At 58.9% G+C, this 15,679-nt stretch carries 13 protein-coding genes; 4 read left to right on the top strand and 9 right to left on the bottom strand.

From position 1 onward, the window contains the following. Positions 1-30: 30 nt before the first annotated feature. The 8 genes from pdxJ to lptF form a co-directional block, all read right to left on the bottom strand. Positions 31-774 (bottom strand): pyridoxine 5'-phosphate synthase, encoded by a 744-nt coding sequence (pdxJ, locus tag ACYZT5_RS30310; RefSeq protein WP_462048605.1) that lies wholly within the window; start codon positions 772-774, stop codon positions 31-33. Between the two features lie 51 nt (positions 775-825). Further along, positions 826-1,515 (bottom strand): DNA repair protein RecO, encoded by a 690-nt coding sequence (recO, locus tag ACYZT5_RS30305; protein WP_462048604.1) that lies wholly within the window; start codon positions 1,513-1,515, stop codon positions 826-828. Positions 1,516-1,689: 174 nt separating this feature from the next. Then, the gene (gene era, locus ACYZT5_RS30300) at positions 1,690-2,592 is read right to left on the bottom strand and encodes a GTPase Era (protein WP_131062818.1); all 903 of its coding nucleotides are present in this window, start codon (positions 2,590-2,592) and stop codon (positions 1,690-1,692) included. Next, a complete protein-coding gene (rnc, locus tag ACYZT5_RS30295; protein WP_059403405.1) occupies positions 2,585-3,274 on the bottom strand; it encodes a ribonuclease III in 690 nt (229 codons plus the stop codon). The genes era and rnc overlap by 8 nt, the downstream gene beginning before the upstream one ends. Before the next feature lie 184 nt (positions 3,275-3,458). After that, on the bottom strand, positions 3,459-4,313 hold the full coding sequence (lepB, locus tag ACYZT5_RS30290) for a signal peptidase I (protein WP_462048603.1): 855 nt from the start codon (positions 4,311-4,313) through the stop codon (positions 3,459-3,461). 5 nt (positions 4,314-4,318) lie between these two features. Further along, on the bottom strand, positions 4,319-6,118 hold the full coding sequence (gene lepA / locus ACYZT5_RS30285) for a translation elongation factor 4 (protein ID WP_150746888.1): 1,800 nt from the start codon (positions 6,116-6,118) through the stop codon (positions 4,319-4,321). Positions 6,119-6,289: 171 nt separating this feature from the next. Then, complete coding sequence (gene lptG / locus ACYZT5_RS30280; protein ID WP_462048602.1) at positions 6,290-7,351, bottom strand: LPS export ABC transporter permease LptG; 1,062 nt, start codon at positions 7,349-7,351, stop codon at positions 6,290-6,292. Continuing rightward, on the bottom strand, positions 7,344-8,462 hold the full coding sequence (lptF, locus tag ACYZT5_RS30275) for an LPS export ABC transporter permease LptF (protein ID WP_462048601.1): 1,119 nt from the start codon (positions 8,460-8,462) through the stop codon (positions 7,344-7,346). The genes lptG and lptF overlap by 8 nt, the downstream gene beginning before the upstream one ends. Before the next feature lie 299 nt (positions 8,463-8,761). Between lptF and ACYZT5_RS30270 the strand changes: the two genes are divergently transcribed. The 4 genes from ACYZT5_RS30270 to ACYZT5_RS30255 all read left to right on the top strand — a co-directional run bounded on the left by ACYZT5_RS30270 (position 8,762) and on the right by ACYZT5_RS30255 (position 14,209). Then, positions 8,762-10,252 (top strand): leucyl aminopeptidase, encoded by a 1,491-nt coding sequence (locus ACYZT5_RS30270; protein WP_462048600.1) that lies wholly within the window; start codon positions 8,762-8,764, stop codon positions 10,250-10,252. A 60-nt stretch (positions 10,253-10,312) separates the two neighbouring features. Then, entirely contained in the window at positions 10,313-10,741 is a 429-nt protein-coding gene (locus ACYZT5_RS30265) for a DNA polymerase III subunit chi (RefSeq protein ID WP_462048599.1), read from the top strand. Between the two features lie 8 nt (positions 10,742-10,749). Next, on the top strand, positions 10,750-11,139 hold the full coding sequence (locus ACYZT5_RS30260; RefSeq protein ID WP_462048598.1) for a DNA polymerase III subunit chi: 390 nt from the start codon (positions 10,750-10,752) through the stop codon (positions 11,137-11,139). A 223-nt stretch (positions 11,140-11,362) separates the two neighbouring features. Beyond that, entirely contained in the window at positions 11,363-14,209 is a 2,847-nt protein-coding gene (locus tag ACYZT5_RS30255) for a valine--tRNA ligase (RefSeq protein WP_462048597.1), read from the top strand. A 46-nt stretch (positions 14,210-14,255) separates the two neighbouring features. Here the strand turns inward: ACYZT5_RS30255 and ACYZT5_RS30250 are convergent, their stop codons facing one another. Beyond that, entirely contained in the window at positions 14,256-15,587 is a 1,332-nt protein-coding gene (locus tag ACYZT5_RS30250; RefSeq protein ID WP_462048596.1) for an IS4 family transposase, read from the bottom strand. Between the last annotated feature and the right edge of the window lie 92 nt (positions 15,588-15,679).

The following is a 15,679-nucleotide window of genomic DNA, read 5'->3' as shown; positions in this document are numbered from 1 at the left end:
CAGAGCGTGGGAACGATCAGTAGGGAATTCTTAGGCTTTTGCAGCGGCCAGGATCAATGCTTTCATCTCGGAAACAGCCGACTTGAGCCCGACAAATAACGCATGAGCCACCAGCGCATGGCCGATGTTCAGTTCGTTGATGCCTTTGATCGCCGCGACCGCTTCGACGTTGTGATAGTGCAGGCCGTGACCAGCATTGACTATCAGGCCTTGAGCCAGACCAAACGCCACGCCATCCGCCACACGCTTGAGCTCTTCAGCCACATCGGTTGGCGTCTCGGCGTCCGCGTAACGACCCGTGTGCAACTCAATAGCCGGCGCGCCAACGCGTTTGGACGCTTCGATCTGCCGCTCGTCAGCATCAATGAACAGCGACACTTCGCAGCCGATCTTTGACAGGCGATCCACCGCGGCTTTGATCCGAGCTTCCTGCCCCGCCACGTCCAGGCCACCTTCGGTCGTCAGCTCCTGACGGGTTTCCGGCACCAGGCAAATATGCGCCGGACGAATGCGCTCGGCGAACGCCATCATCTCTTCGGTAACGCCCATTTCGAAGTTCATGCGGGTTTGCAGCACATCCTTGAGCAGCAACACATCGCGCTCCTGAATATGCCGGCGGTCTTCGCGCAGGTGCACGGTGATGCCGTCAGCGCCCGCCTCTTCCGCGTCCAGTGCTGCCTTGACCGGATCCGGATAGCGCGTGCCCCGGGCCTGACGCAGAGTGGCTACGTGATCGATGTTCACGCCAAGAAGAATGCGATTGCTGGTGGTCACGGAAGCGCTCCTGAAAATGGAAAAGTTCGGCGCACAGCATACACGGGGAATTTACGGCTTTCGAAACAACTCTCGGGAAACCAGCGGACGACCGCCCAAGTGAACGGCCAATGCCTGGCGCATCAATCGCTTGGCTGCTGATAGCGCGCCTGGGGCTGACCAATCTGCATCGGCCATGGCCAACAGTTCGGTGCCATTGAACAGACCGGGTTGCAGCAAGTAGACCCGTTCGAGCCCCGCGTCCACTTGCAAGCGGTAGAGACCGTCCGGCGCGATGGGCTTGTCGTGGATATCGGTGGTCAGGGCAAAGCCGTAACCCAAGTCGTCAAGCAGCCGCCACTCGAAGGATCGCAACAAGGGCTCCAGCGGACGGCCTTCGGCAAGCGCAAGCAGGGTCGCGGCGTAATGATCGAACACACCGGGGTGCGGGTCTTCGGACGGCAGCAGCCGAATCAACAATTCATTGAGGTAGAGACCACTGAACAGCGCCTCACCGTTGAGCCAGGTGGAAACGCCAGCGCTTTCCATGCGTCCGACATTCTTCAATTCACCACGGCCACGGAACTCGACTTCCAGCGGCACAAACGGCCGCGCCAGCGTCCCGGCCTTGCCCCGCGCACTGCGCAACACCGCCCGCAGCCGACCTTGCGGCGTGAGGAAGTCCACCAAAGCGCTGCTTTCGCGGTAGGCGCGGCTGTGAAGCACGTAGGCGAGTTGGCCGATGGGTGGGGTTTGAGACATGGAAGTCAGAGTTCTCAATGAACGAGCACAGCTTTATAAACTACCCAAAACCAATGTGGGAGCGAGCCTGCTCGCGAATGCGGTGTGACAGTCAACATCATTGCTGAATGTTACATCGTCTTCGCGAGCAGGCTCGCTCCCACAGGGTTTCTCTGGTGTATCAGAAACCGAGACTTACAGGTCGCCGTAACCCAGCGAACGCAAGGCGCGTTCATCGTCGGACCAGCCGCCTTTCACTTTCACCCAAAGGTTGAGCATGATCTTGGAGTCGAACAGCAGCTCCATGTCCTTGCGCGCCTCGGTGCCGATGCGTTTGATGCGCTCGCCCTTGTCGCCAATGATGATTTTCTTCTGGCCGTCGCGCTCAACGAGGATCAAGGCATGGATGTGCAGGGTTTTGCCCTGCTGCTTGAACTCTTCGATTTCGACGGTGATCTGGTATGGCAGCTCGGCGCCCATCTGGCGCATGATTTTCTCGCGCACCAGTTCAGCGGCGAGGAAGCGGCTGCTGCGGTCGGTGATCTGGTCTTCCGGGAAGAAGTGATCGTTTTCCGGCAGGTAACCGGCAATCACACGCTCCAGCGCTTCGAGGTTGTGCCCGTGCTGGGCCGAGATCGGCATGATCTGCGCGTTCGGCAACTGTTCCTGCAACCAGGTCAGGTGCGGCATCAGCTCGGATTTGTCTTCGATGCGGTCCGTCTTGTTCAGCGCCACGATCAGCGGGCCGGTCACGTATTGAACGCGCTCGAGGACCATCTGGTCTTCGTCGGTCCACTTGGTGCGGTCAACCACGAAGATCACCACGTCGACGTCTTTCAACGCCGCCGAAGCGGTCTTGTTCATGTAGCGGTTCAGGGCTTTCTCGCCACCTTTGTGCATGCCGGGGGTGTCGACGTAGATCGCCTGCACGGCGCCTTCGGTCTTGATGCCGAGCATGTTGTGGCGAGTGGTCTGAGGCTTGCGCGAGGTGATCGCTAGCTTCTGACCGAGGATGTGGTTCAGCAGCGTGGACTTGCCCACGTTGGGACGGCCGACGATGGCGACATAGCCACAGCGAGTTGCAGTTGAATCAGTCATGGCCATTCTCCACGCCCAGGGCAATCAGTGCTGCGGCGGCCGCTACCTGTTCGGCAATACGACGACTCACACCCTGACCTCGGCTTTTTTCATTCAGTAAGGTGATTTCACATTCGACGAAGAACGTCCGGCAATGCGGCTCACCCTGGATATCCACCACTTCGTAACGCGGCAGCTCACAACCCCGCGACTGCAGGAATTCTTGCAGGCGGGTTTTTGGATCTTTGTTGGTGTCGACCAGCGTCAGGCCTTCGAACTCCCCGGCCAGCCAGGCCAGCACGCGTTCACGTGCCATGTCCATGCCGGCGTCCAGGTAGATCGCACCAATCAGCGCTTCAAGGGCATCGGCCAGAATCGACTCACGACGGAAACCGCCACTTTTCAATTCACCGGAACCCAGGCGCAGGTAATCGCCCAGGTCGAAACCGCGGGCCAGTACGGCCAGGGTCTCGCCTTTCACCAGGCGTGCGCGCAAACGCGACAACTGGCCTTCGCGGGCCAACGGGAAGCGATCGAACAGCGCCTCGCCAGCGACGAAGTTAAGGATGGCATCACCGAGGAATTCCAGGCGTTCGTTGTTTCGCCCGGCAAAGCTGCGGTGAGTCAGGGCCAGGACCATCAGTTCCTGATCCTTGAAGGTGTAGCCGAGCTGACGCTCAAGACGGCTTAAGGAAACGCTCACGGTTTACCCACGCTGAGTTCGTGGCTGGATTCCACCGCCATCGCCGTGATGCGGCGCAGGCTTGGGACAATTAACGCTGTGTTCAAAAATAACGTCCTGAATATCATTGTTTTCATGCTTCTGGCGCCGATTGTGCCGGTTCCAGAAATGCATTCGGCGCTGTGTTCAACAGCGCCGTGTGTGATTACTTGATCAGGCCAACCCGCGAGAAATTCGGCAGGTGACTGAGTTTAGGTTCCGGCCAGCTCATCCAGACTGCGAAGGCCTTGCCGACAATATTCTTGTCGGGAACCATGCCCAGCAGATCCTTGGGAATACTCGGATCATCCCAGTAGCGACTGTCGTTCGAGTTATCGCGGTTGTCGCCCATCATGAAGAAGTGCCCGGCAGGCACGGTCCACGAATGGTCCGGCGTTGCGCGGTAACGGCTCATTTCCTTGCGGATCAGGTGCTCGGCGGCGCCGAGTTTTTCCTTGTAGAGCTCAGCGCTGCCCAACGTGCCCGGCTCGGAGCCGACCAGTTGTTCGGCAATCGAATCACCGTTGACGAACAGACGCTTGTCGGCGGTGTATCGAATCTGGTCACCCGGCAGGCCCACCACACGTTTAATATAGTTGACGTTCGGATCGCTCGGGTAGCGGAACACCATCACATCGCCGCGCTGTGGGTCACCCACTTCGATGACTTTCTTGTCGATCACCGGCAAGCGGATCCCGTAAGAAAACTTGTTCACCAGAATGAAGTCGCCAACGTCCAGGGTCGGTTTCATCGAGCCGGAAGGAATCTGGAACGGTTCCACCAGGAACGAACGCAGTACCAGCACGATGAACAACACCGGGAAGAACGACTTGCCGTATTCGACCAGCAGCGGCTCTTTGTTCAGTTTCTCGACGACCACCATGTCAGCCTGGCTGACACTCCCCTGATAGGAGTTGATGGCAGCCCGGCGCCGTGGCGCCAGGAACAGCAGATCGAGCAACGCCAACAGGCCGCAGACGAACACGGCGATGACCAGCAACAGCGGGAAATTTAGTGACATAGGACCTAACTATCCAACCTGAGCACTGCAAGGAAGGCTTCTTGTGGAATTTCCACGTTACCGACTTGCTTCATGCGTTTTTTACCGGCCTTTTGCTTTTCCAACAGCTTGCGCTTACGGCTAACGTCACCACCGTAGCATTTGGCCAATACGTTCTTTCTGAGCGCCTTGACAGAGGTCCGCGCAATAATCTGCCCGCCAATGGCGGCCTGGATTGCGACGTCGAACATCTGACGTGGAATCAGTTCTTTCATCTTCTCGGTCAGCTGGCGACCTTTGTAGTGCGCGTTATCCTTGTGCACGATCAACGCCAGGGCGTCGACTTTGTCACCGTTGATCAGCACATCCAGTTTCACCAGATTAGCCGATTGATAACGATCGAAATGGTAATCCAGCGATGCATAGCCACGGCTGGTGGATTTCAGACGGTCGAAGAAGTCCAGGACCACTTCGTTCATCGGCAAATCGTAGGTCACTTGAACCTGAGTACCGAGGAACAGCATGTCGTGCTGTACGCCACGCTTCTCGATGCACAGGGTAATGACGTTGCCCAGATGCTCTTGCGGCACAAGAATATTGGCCCGCACGATCGGTTCACGCATGTCTTCGATCGAGGACAGGTCTGGAAGCTTCGACGGGTTGTCGACGTAAATCGTTTCACCGGTTTTCAGCAACAGCTCGAAAATTACCGTCGGCGCCGTGGTGATCAGGTCCAGGTCGTACTCGCGCTCCAGGCGCTCCTGGATGATTTCCATGTGCAGCATGCCGAGGAACCCGCAACGGAAACCGAAGCCCAGGGCGTCGGAGCTTTCCGGGGTGTATTGCAGGGACGAGTCGTTGAGCGTGAGCTTTTGCAGGGCTTCACGGAAATCTTCGAAGTCGTCGGAGCTGACCGGGAACAGGCCGGCGTACACCTGCGGTTGAATGCGTTTGAAACCGGGCAACACGTCGACGTCGGGCGTGGAGCTCAAGGTCAGGGTGTCACCGACCGGTGCACCGTGAATGTCCTTGATGCCGGCGATGATGAAACCCACTTCGCCAGCCTTCAGGTCAACGGTAGCGGTGTGTTTCGGGTTGAAGACACCGACGCTGTCCACGAGGTGGATCTTGCCGGTGGACTTGACCAGGATCTTGTCGCCTTTCTTCACGCGACCGTGGCGCACGCGTACCAGGGAAACAACGCCCAGGTAATTGTCGAACCAGGAGTCGATGATCAACGCTTGCAACGGATCTTCGTAATTGCCGGTCGGCGCAGGAATGGTTTGAACCAGACGTTCGAGCACTTCATCGACACCCAGGCCGGTCTTGGCGCTGCACTCGACCGCGTCGGTGGCATCGATACCGATGATTTTTTCGATTTCTTCTTTAACGCGGTCCGGATCAGCCTGTGGCAGGTCGATCTTGTTCAGGACTGGCATGACTTCCAGGCCCTGCTCAATCGCGGTGTAGCAGTTGGCAACCGACTGCGCTTCAACGCCCTGACCGGCATCGACCACCAGCAACGCGCCTTCACAGGCCGCCAGCGACCGGCTGACTTCATAGGTGAAGTCGACGTGGCCCGGGGTGTCAATGAAGTTCAACTGGTACTTGATGCCATCGCGAGCGGTGTAATACAGGGTGACGCTGTGGGCCTTGATGGTGATCCCGCGTTCACGTTCCAGGTCCATGGAATCCAGAACCTGGGCTTCCATTTCGCGCTCGGCAAGGCCGCCGCACATCTGGATGAAGCGATCGGCCAGCGTCGACTTGCCATGGTCAATGTGGGCGATGATGGAGAAATTGCGGATATGACTCAAATCACTCACGGATCAACACTCAAAAAGGCTGCAGGCATAGCCCGCCGAAAAATAGCCGGGAATTGTACCTGATCCACGGCGCAAGCGTCACGTTCGCAGGTCAGACGGCGGATACAAAAACGCCCCGGTCTTGCGACAGGGGCGCTTTGAGTGACCAGCAAGGTCAGGAGAAACCCCTGATCAACCGGCCCGGCGCAACAACCACACCCCGGCCAAGGCACAAACACCTGCCGGAACAAGTACCGCAAACAGTGGCGAGAAACCGAAGACCAGGCTCGAAGGACCGAGCAAATCCTGAACGATGCGGAAGGTGAAGCCCACCAGCACGCCAGTGAACACCCGCTGACCGAGGGTCACCGAGCGCAACGGACCGAAGATGAAGGAAATCGCCATCAGCACCAGCGCGGCGGTCACCAGCGGCTGCAACACCTTGACCCAAAACGCCAGCCAGTAACGGCCATTGCTCAGGCCCTGGTCAGCCAGGTAGTGGATGTAACCCCACAGACCGCTGATCGACAGCGTCTCAGGCGACATGACCACGGTACTCAACAGCTGCGGGCTCAAGGCGACATCCCAGCGCTCGTCCGGGGCGGTGACCACTTCAGTGCTCTTTTCATGGAACAGCGTGGTGGTGACGTCGCTCAATTGCCAGTGATCCTGATCGAACTTCGCCCGCTTGGCGAAGCTGGAAGACAGCATATGACGCTCATTGTCGAAACGATAACGGGTGACGCCGTACAGCAGACCGTTGGGCTGCACAGAGTTGACGTGAATAAACTCATCACCCTGGCGGTGCCACAAACCATGCTTGGCGCTTTGCGCATCGCCGCCGCCCTGAGCCAGGGAGCGATTGGCCTGAGCGGTGACTTCGGTGGCCGGCGCGACGTATTCGCCGATCAGCACACCCACCGCCATCAGGATCAGCATTGGTTTCATGACCGCCCAGACGATTCGCCCGATCGACACGCCCGCAGCGCGCATGATGGTCAGCTCGCTGTGACTGGCCAGACTGCCGAGGCCGATCAGGCAACCGATCAGCGCTGCCATTGGCAACATGTCGTAAAGACGGCGCGGCGCGGTCAACAGGACATAACTCAACACGTCGACCAAGGTGTAGGTATCGCTGACCTCACTCATTTCATCGATGAAAGCGAACAGTGTTGCCAGACCGAGAATGATCCCCAGTACTGCCAGAATCGCCACGAACACGCTGCTACCAATGTAGCGATCGAGCTTAACCACGAGCCACCTCCAGCGCGCTGCGGCGACTCGCCAGCTTCAACTGCAAGGGTTCCCAATAGAGCAAGCCCAGGCCGATGACCAGGAAGATTGCATGCACCCACCACAACCCCAGAGCAGGCGGGATTTTGCCCTTTTCAAGGGCGCCGCGAGCGGCAATCAGGATGGACAGGTAAGCCATATAAAGAAGAATCGCCGGCAACAGCTTGAGGAAGCGGCCCTGACGCGGGTTGACCCGCGATAACGGCACCGCCATCAAGGTCACGATGAAGACCAGCAATGGCAAGGACAGACGCCATTGCAGTTCGGTACTCGAACGGATGTCGTCACTGCCCATCAACGACGCGGTGGTCATTGCGTCACGGTCGGTCACTTCGTCGCTGACGTCCGGCTTGGGCAGCAATACGCCGTACTCGTCGTACTTGATCGCCCGGTAGTCGGCCTGACCCGGATTGCCGTCATAGCGATAGCCGTTGTCGAGAATCAGGTAACGGTTACCGTCGGGGCGAATTTCCTGACGACCCTTCTCGGCCACCAGTACGGAAATTCCACGATCCTTCTCATCGGACGAGACGTTTTTTTGCGAAATGAAGACGCCTCCGAGGTTGATGCGGTCATCCGACAGCGTTTCGGTGTAGGTCACCCGCGTGCCGTCACGCAAAGCCTGGAAGCGACCCGGTTCCAGGGTGTCGAACTCGGTCAGGGCATCCTGCTTGTTCAACAGCAACTGGAATTGATTGGCGCCTTGTGGCGCCAGGCTCAGGCTCAGCCACGCCACCACCAGTGCAACCAGGGTGGCTGGAAAAAGGGTCATGATAAACAGACGCTGCTGGCTCATGCCGGTGGCAGACAGCACCGTCATTTCACTTTCAAGGTACAGGCGACCGTAGGCCAGCAGGATGCCGAGAAACAGGCCCAGAGGCAAAATCAGCTGCAGGAAACCCGGCAGACGAAAGCCCATGATCAGGAATAGCGAGCCCGGATCCAGGAGGCCTGAGGCCGCCTGGGCGAGGTACTTGATGAAGCGACCGCTCATGATGATGACCAGCAGCACAGCGCTGACGGCGCTCAAGGTCAACAGGACTTCGCGGGATAGATAACGGAAGACGATCAAACCAGACACTCCAGGGTTGTCAGGCTAAGGCGGCCAAACAAGCAAACGCATCAGCCGGCTCGAAGGGCAGAGCCGCCGAAAAAGATGCGCATTATCCTGTGATTGAGCGCGCCTGTCACTGCGCACGCTCAAGCAGGCGGTTAAAGCGTTGAAGATCGTACAACCGAGGGTTGTCAGGCGCCGGTAGCGAGGTTCAAACTGCGGCCTTTGTCGCAGGCCGTGACCTGCGTCTTTCTATTTATAAGCAAGCTCGAACGCATGCCGTCGAGCGTGTTGACCATTAATTCAGGGACCCGGACATGGAACTGGTTGTAAAAAGCGTTAGCCCAGAAACGTTGAAAACCGCCACTCTGGTAGTCGCCGTCGGCGAAGGCCGCAAGCTCGGCGCCGTCGCCAAACAACTCGACGAACTAAGCGGTGGCGCCATCAGCGCTGTGCTCAAGCGCGGCGACCTGGCGGGTAAAGTCGGCCAGAGTCTGTTGCTGCACAGCCTGCCGAACCTCAAGGCCGAGCGCGTGCTGCTGGTCGGCGTGGGCAAAGACGAAGAGCTGGGCGACCGCCCGTTCCGTAAAATCATCGTCGGCATCCTCAACACCCTCAAAGGCCTGGGCGGCAGCGACGCAGTACTGGCCCTGGACGAAGTTGCGGTCAAAGGCCGAGACAGCTATGGCAAGACCCGCCTGCTGGCCGAAACCCTGGTCGACGGCGAATACACCTTCGATCAGTTCAAGAGTCAGAAAGCCGAGCCTCGCACCCTGAAGAAAGTCACCTTGGTGACCATCAAGGCTGCCCAGGCTGAAGTTGAGCGCGCCGTGGCCCACGCCACCGCCATCGCCAACGGCATGGCGTTCACCCGCAACCTGGGCAATCTGCCGCCGAACATCTGCCACCCGACGTTCCTGGGTGAGCAGGCCAAAGACCTGGGTAAAGAATTCAAGAGCCTGAAAGTCGAAGTCCTCGATGAGAAGAAGATCAAGGACCTGGGCATGGGCTCGTTCTACGCCGTCGGCCAGGGCAGCGCCCAGCCACCGCGCCTTATCGTCATGCAATACAACGGCGGCAAGAAATCCGAGAAGCCATACGCACTGGTCGGCAAAGGCATCACCTTTGACACTGGCGGCATCAGCCTGAAACCGGGCGCCGGCATGGATGAAATGAAGTACGACATGGGCGGCGCTGCCAGCGTATTCGGCACCCTGCGTGCCGTGCTCGAGCTGAAACTGCCGATCAACCTGGTGTGCATCCTGGCGTGCGCCGAGAACATGCCGAGCGGCAATGCTTCGCGTCCTGGCGATATCGTCACCACGATGAGCGGCCAGACCGTGGAAATCCTCAACACCGATGCCGAAGGCCGCCTGGTGTTGTGCGATGCCCTGACCTACTCCGAGCGCTTCAAGCCGCAAGCGGTGATCGACATCGCGACCCTGACCGGCGCTTGCGTCGTCGCGCTGGGCTCCCACACCTCGGGCCTGCTGGGCAACAACGACGAATTGATCAGCCAACTGCTGAGCGCCGGCCAGTCCGCCGACGACCGCGCCTGGCAACTGCCGTTGTTCGATGAGTACCAGGAACAGTTGGACAGCCCGTTCGCCGACATCGCCAACATTGGCGGTCCGAAAGCCGGCACCATCACCGCGGCCTGCTTCCTGTCGCGCTTCACCAAGAACCTCAACTGGGCGCACCTGGACATCGCCGGCACGGCCTGGACCAGCGGCGGCAAGGACAAGGGCGCCACTGGCCGCCCGGTTCCCCTGCTGACCCAATACCTGCTGGATCGTGCCAAAGCCTGAAACCGATGACCTCGGGCGGCGTCACTTTCGGGCGACGCCGCTCAAGGCTCAGGAACCGCAATGACCAAAGTCGACTTCTATATCCTGCCCAGCGCCGATCCTTTGGCACGGCTGGATTTCGCCTGCAAGCTCACCGAAAAAGCCTGGCGCATGGGCCATCGCATCTACCTGCATTGCAGCGATGCTGCAGAGCGCGACGATCTCGATGCGCGTCTATGGGCGTTCAAAGGCGAAAGCTTCGTGCCTCATGGCCCTGCTGAAAATGAGCCGGACAGTTTGATTGTATTGGGTCTTGGCGATGACTGCGGTCAACATCAGGATTTGCTGGTCAACCTTGACCTGAAAGTCCCGGTCTTTGCTAAACAGTTCGCCCGTGTGGCGGAAGTGGTGGTGGAAGATCCGACCATTCGTACGGCTGCGCGGGAGAGTTTCCGCTTCTACCGCGAACAGGGCTATCCTCTGCAAGATCACCGTTTACAGCGACTCTGAGCATTCCGATGGACACTCCAAAACCGCAACAAAAGTCCGCGCACCTGCTGGACGACCTCGAGTCGATCCGCCAATTGCTCGGCGATGACAACCTGCAACCACCCTTGCTCACCGATACGGTCGAGGAAGGTGATCAGGAACAGATTCCGATGCTGTTCGATACGGTCGGCGTCAACCCACCAACCCTCGAACCGGCACCACCCGCCCCTGCTGCCCAACCGGCGCCCTCCGCCAGCAAAGGCCCTGACGCTCTGCTGCACCTGGACAGCGAATTGCGCGCCGCCGCGCAATTGATCATGCAAGACGTGATCGACGACTTCGCCCCGCACATCGAAACCGAAATCAAACGCCGCCTCAGTGCGCGGATGGAACGGTTGTTGAGCCAGTACAACGACTGAGCTAAACAGAGATCCCCTGTGGGAGCGAGCCTGCTCGCGAAAGCGGTGTACCAGTCAACGTCAATGGCGACTGAAACACCGCTTTCGCGAGCAGGCTCGCTCCCACATTTGATCTGCGTCGTTTTTGATGATGCGCCCTGTCTGCACCTGCTCGCCCTACGCCCCATGCCCCGCTATACTTGCCGGCTTTTCCTGAATAAATGCCAATAGGGTCCCGCCGCGCATGGATAAGACCTACCAGCCGCACGCCATTGAAACTTCCTGGTACAACACCTGGGAGTCAGAGAATTACTTCGCCCCGCAAGGCGCGGGCGAGTCCTACACCATCATGATCCCGCCGCCGAACGTCACCGGCAGCCTGCACATGGGTCACGGTTTCAACAACGCGATCATGGACGCCCTGATCCGTTTCCGCCGCATGCAGGGTCGTAACACCCTGTGGCAACCGGGTACCGACCACGCCGGTATCGCCACACAAATGCTGGTGGAGCGTCAACTCGAAGCCCAGGGCCAGAATCGCCACGACCTGGGCCGCGAAAAATTCCTCGAAAAAGTCTGGGAATGGAAGGATCAGTCCGGTGGCAACATCAGCCGTCAGATCCGCCGCCTCGGCTCGTCCGTCGACTGGAGCCGCGAGCGCTTCACCATGGACGACGGTCTCTCGGAAGCCGTTAAAGAAGCGTTCGTGCGCCTGCACGAAGACGGCCTGATCTACCGCGGCAAGCGCCTGGTCAACTGGGACACCAAGTTGCACACGGCGATTTCCGACCTCGAAGTGGAAAACCACGACGAGAAAGGTTTCCTGTGGAACCTGAAATACCCGCTGGCCGATGGCGCCAAGACCGCTGAAGGCCAGGATTACCTGATCGTCGCGACCACTCGCCCGGAAACCATGCTCGGCGACGCCGCCGTCGCGGTTAACCCGAACGATGAACGCTACCAAGCCCTGATCGGCAAATTTGTCGAGCTGCCGCTGGTCGGCCGCCGCATTCCGATCATCGCCGACGATTACTGCGATCCAGAATTCGGCACCGGCTGCGTGAAAATCACCCCGGCCCACGATTTCAACGACTACGAAGTCGGCAAGCGCCACAACCTGCCGCTGCTGAACATCTTCGACAAGAACGCCGCCGTCTTGCCGGCCTGTCAGGTGTTCAACCTGGATGGCACGCTCAACGAAAGCATCGACGGCAAGATCCCGGCCGACTACGCCGGCCTCGACCGCTTCGAAGCGCGCAAGCAGATCGTTGCGGCGTTCGATGCTGCCGGCCTCTTGGTCAGCGTCAACGATCACGCTCTGAAAGTGCCGAAAGGCGACCGTTCCGGGACCATTATCGAACCGTGGCTGACCGACCAGTGGTACGTGTCGACCAAGCCATTGGCCGAGCCTGCGATTGCCGCCGTTGAAGACGGCCGCATTCAGTTCGTGCCCAAGCAATACGAAAACATGTACTTCTCGTGGATGCGCGACATCCAGGACTGGTGCATCAGCCGTCAGCTGTGGTGGGGCCACCGGATTCCGGCCTGGTACGACGAGTCGGGCAAGGTCTATGTCGGTCGCGACGAAGCCGAAGTACGTGCCAAGCACAACCTCGGCCCGGACGTTGCCCTGCAACAAGACAACGACGTTCTCGACACCTGGTTCAGTTCGGGCCTGTGGACGTTCTCCACGCTCGGCTGGCCTGAGCAGACCGAATTCCTGAAGAAATTCCACTCCACCGACGTGCTGGTCACTGGTTTCGACATCATTTTCTTCTGGGTTGCCCGGATGATCATGCTCACCATGCACTTGGTGAAGAACGAAGACGGCACGCCACAGGTTCCGTTCAAGACCGTTTATGTTCATGGTCTGGTGCGTGATGGCCAGGGCCAGAAGATGTCCAAGTCCAAGGGCAACGTCCTGGACCCGCTGGACATCATCGACGGTATCGAGCTGGAAGAGCTGGTGCAGAAACGCACCTCCGGCATGATGCAGCCGAAACTGGCGAAGAAGATCGAGAAGCAGACCCGCGACGAGTTCGCCGACGGCATCGCCAGCTACGGCACTGACGCCCTGCGATTCACCTTCTGCTCGCTGGCCTCCACCGGTCGCGACATCAAGTTCGACATGGGTCGCGTCGAAGGCTATCGCAACTTCTGCAACAAGATCTGGAACGCCGCGCGCTACGTGCTGGACAAGGGCGAAGACTGCGGCCAGAACGGCGAGGCTTACGAGCTGTCGCTGGCGGATCGCTGGATCATTTCGCAGCTGCAACGCACCGAAGCCGAAGTGACCCGTCAACTCGATCAGTTCCGTTTCGACCTGGCCGCACAAGCCTTGTACGAGTTCATCTGGAACCAGTATTGCGACTGGTACCTGGAACTCTCCAAGCCTGTGCTGTGGGACGAAAACGCGCCGGTCGAACGTCAGCGCGGCACCCGCCGCACCTTGGTTCGGGTGCTGGAAGTTGCCCTGCGTCTGGCGCACCCGTTCATGCCGTTCATCACCGAAGAAATCTGGCAGCGCATCGCGCCGCTGGCCGGTATCGAAGGCAAGACGATCATGCTGCAACCCTGGCCAGTGGCCAATGAAGAGCGCATCGATCCGGCCGCCGAGAACGATATCGAATGGCTCAAGGGCCTGATGCTCGGCACGCGCAACATCCGTGGCGAAATGAACATCGGTCCAGGCAAGCCGCTGAACCTGTTCCTGAAAAACGTCAGTGCCGAAGATCAGCGCCGCCTCACCGAGAACGAAGCCCTGCTGAAGAAGCTGGCTCGCCTTGAATCGATCACCGTGTTGGCCGCCGGCGAAGAAGCGCCGCTGTCCGCCACTGCTCTGGTCGGCGAGATGGAAGTGCTGGTGCCGATGGCTGGCCTGATCGACAAAGATGCCGAGTTGGCACGTCTGGACAAGGAAATCCTGCGTCTGCAGGGCGAAGTTCAGCGCGTGGGCGGCAAGCTGTCCAACGCTGGCTTCGTCGACAAGGCTCCGGCCGAAGTCATCGACAAGGAACGCGCCAAACTGGCCGAAGCTGAACAGGCTTTGGGCAAGTTGGCCGAGCAGCACGCGCGGATTGCCAGCCTGTAACGGCAAATCGCAATGAAAGCGGGAGGCCCATTTGGCCTAATGCCAGTCAGTTAAGCTGACTGGCATTTTTATTTTTGATCGGATACTTCGGGGATTTGAGCCTAATAGCCCGAGGATAAATGCGTTCCTCCCGCCGCTGAGGCAGGACGTAATGCATGGCTGAGGCATGAAGCTCGGCCAGGTACTTGGGGATGTTCCCGGAACGGTCGGCGGAGACGCTGTTGATAAACCCGAGAATCGCCCAGGTGCACGCGCTAAAGCTCATTTCGCATGGGTAAATTCCTGGACAGTGACGACTCATTTCCACCATCTGATAGCGCAACAAGTTGTAGCCCAGCAGTACTCCCCACAGCTCCTGCTCGATCATCTCCGGCGTCTTGCTGCGCAGCGTGTAACTGCTGTTGAGCAAAGTCTGTTTCATCTCCCGAAATCCTAATTCGATCTCCCATCGCTGGCTGTACAGGTCGACGATTTCGTCGGGCGGAAAGCGCAGCGGATCGGCCATCGACGTCAGGATCTGACACACCTTGCCCTTGACCGTTTTGCTCAGGAGCCGCGCGGTCAGGCGCTCCGGCAGCCCCGGCCATTGCTTGCGGGCCTGCGGCGAAGTGCTTAATGAGACAACCGCATCCTGGCGCCCCAAACGCTGAAGCACTTCGTACTGCGAGCCTTTTTTCAGCGGCATCAGCCAGTGACGCTCGATCCCTGCCTGCTGCCATTGATGCAGTAAACCTAACGAATAAAAACCACGATCAAACAGCGTCAGCGAGTGATCAGGGGTGGTTTCGATCAACTGCTCCGCCAGTTTCATCTCGTTGCTGCGATAGCCGTCAAACGCACTGCCGATGAGCAAATGGCTGGTCAACTCCATTTGGCAGACCATGCGTACCCGAGGAAAACCGGTGTCGCCATGCTGGTTGCTGGCGGAGTCGTAACGCGCACGGTTTTCCAGCGTATCGGGCGTTCGCCAGACAACGCCATCGACCCCCAGTAAACGCAAACCGGCCCAAGTTGGATGAGAGGCCGCTTCATGCCAACTTTTCTGAGTCAGATGGAAGACTTGTCGTACAGCCTCGCTGCCCAATCTCTGACGGGCTTGAACCACGGCGCTGGGTGCCACCAGCGGGCGCTGGCCCGGCAGCATGATATTCATGCGGCTGACCACATCCCACGCCGACATGCGCCGAAAGAACGCCATGGAGATCACGCACCAAAGCATCATTTCCAACGGCAAGCGCCGCTTGCGCAGGGTCGCTACGCCTGCCTGTTCAAGTGCTTGCTCGACCAAAGAAGGGTCGAGCAAGGAGTCCAATCCCTCGATTGAGTTTGGAGTGGAGACGATGGTGTGGGTCAGTTCCAGTGCCCGAGCGAGACGCATAAAAAAATCCGATGCCAGTACAGGCATCGGATTTTGATTTCTTGCGGCCAAAGGTCAAGCGAAAGGGCTTAACTGATCGGCATTACCCATTT

Source organism: Pseudomonas sp. LB3P14, from assembly GCF_054898045.1.
Note: the sequence above shows the minus strand (reverse complement) of the source record. Positions and strands in the feature narration are given on the sequence as shown.

What these genes read in the sequence shown, in the direction of transcription:
- ACYZT5_RS30270 (WP_462048600.1), top strand. Translation starts at nt 8,762, where the DNA reads ATGGAACTGGTTGTAAAAAGCGTTAGCCCAGAAACGTTGAAAACCGCC.
- lepB (WP_462048603.1), bottom strand. Translation starts at nt 4,313, where the DNA reads ATGTCACTAAATTTCCCGCTGTTGCTGGTCATCGCCGTGTTCGTCTGC.
- ACYZT5_RS30265 (WP_462048599.1), top strand. Translation starts at nt 10,313, where the DNA reads ATGACCAAAGTCGACTTCTATATCCTGCCCAGCGCCGATCCTTTGGCA.
- ACYZT5_RS30255 (WP_462048597.1), top strand. Translation starts at nt 11,363, where the DNA reads ATGGATAAGACCTACCAGCCGCACGCCATTGAAACTTCCTGGTACAAC.
- ACYZT5_RS30260 (WP_462048598.1), top strand. Translation starts at nt 10,750, where the DNA reads ATGGACACTCCAAAACCGCAACAAAAGTCCGCGCACCTGCTGGACGAC.
- era (WP_131062818.1), bottom strand. Translation starts at nt 2,592, where the DNA reads ATGACTGATTCAACTGCAACTCGCTGTGGCTATGTCGCCATCGTCGGC.
- ACYZT5_RS30250 (WP_462048596.1), bottom strand. Translation starts at nt 15,587, where the DNA reads ATGCGTCTCGCTCGGGCACTGGAACTGACCCACACCATCGTCTCCACT.
- recO (WP_462048604.1), bottom strand. Translation starts at nt 1,515, where the DNA reads ATGTCTCAAACCCCACCCATCGGCCAACTCGCCTACGTGCTTCACAGC.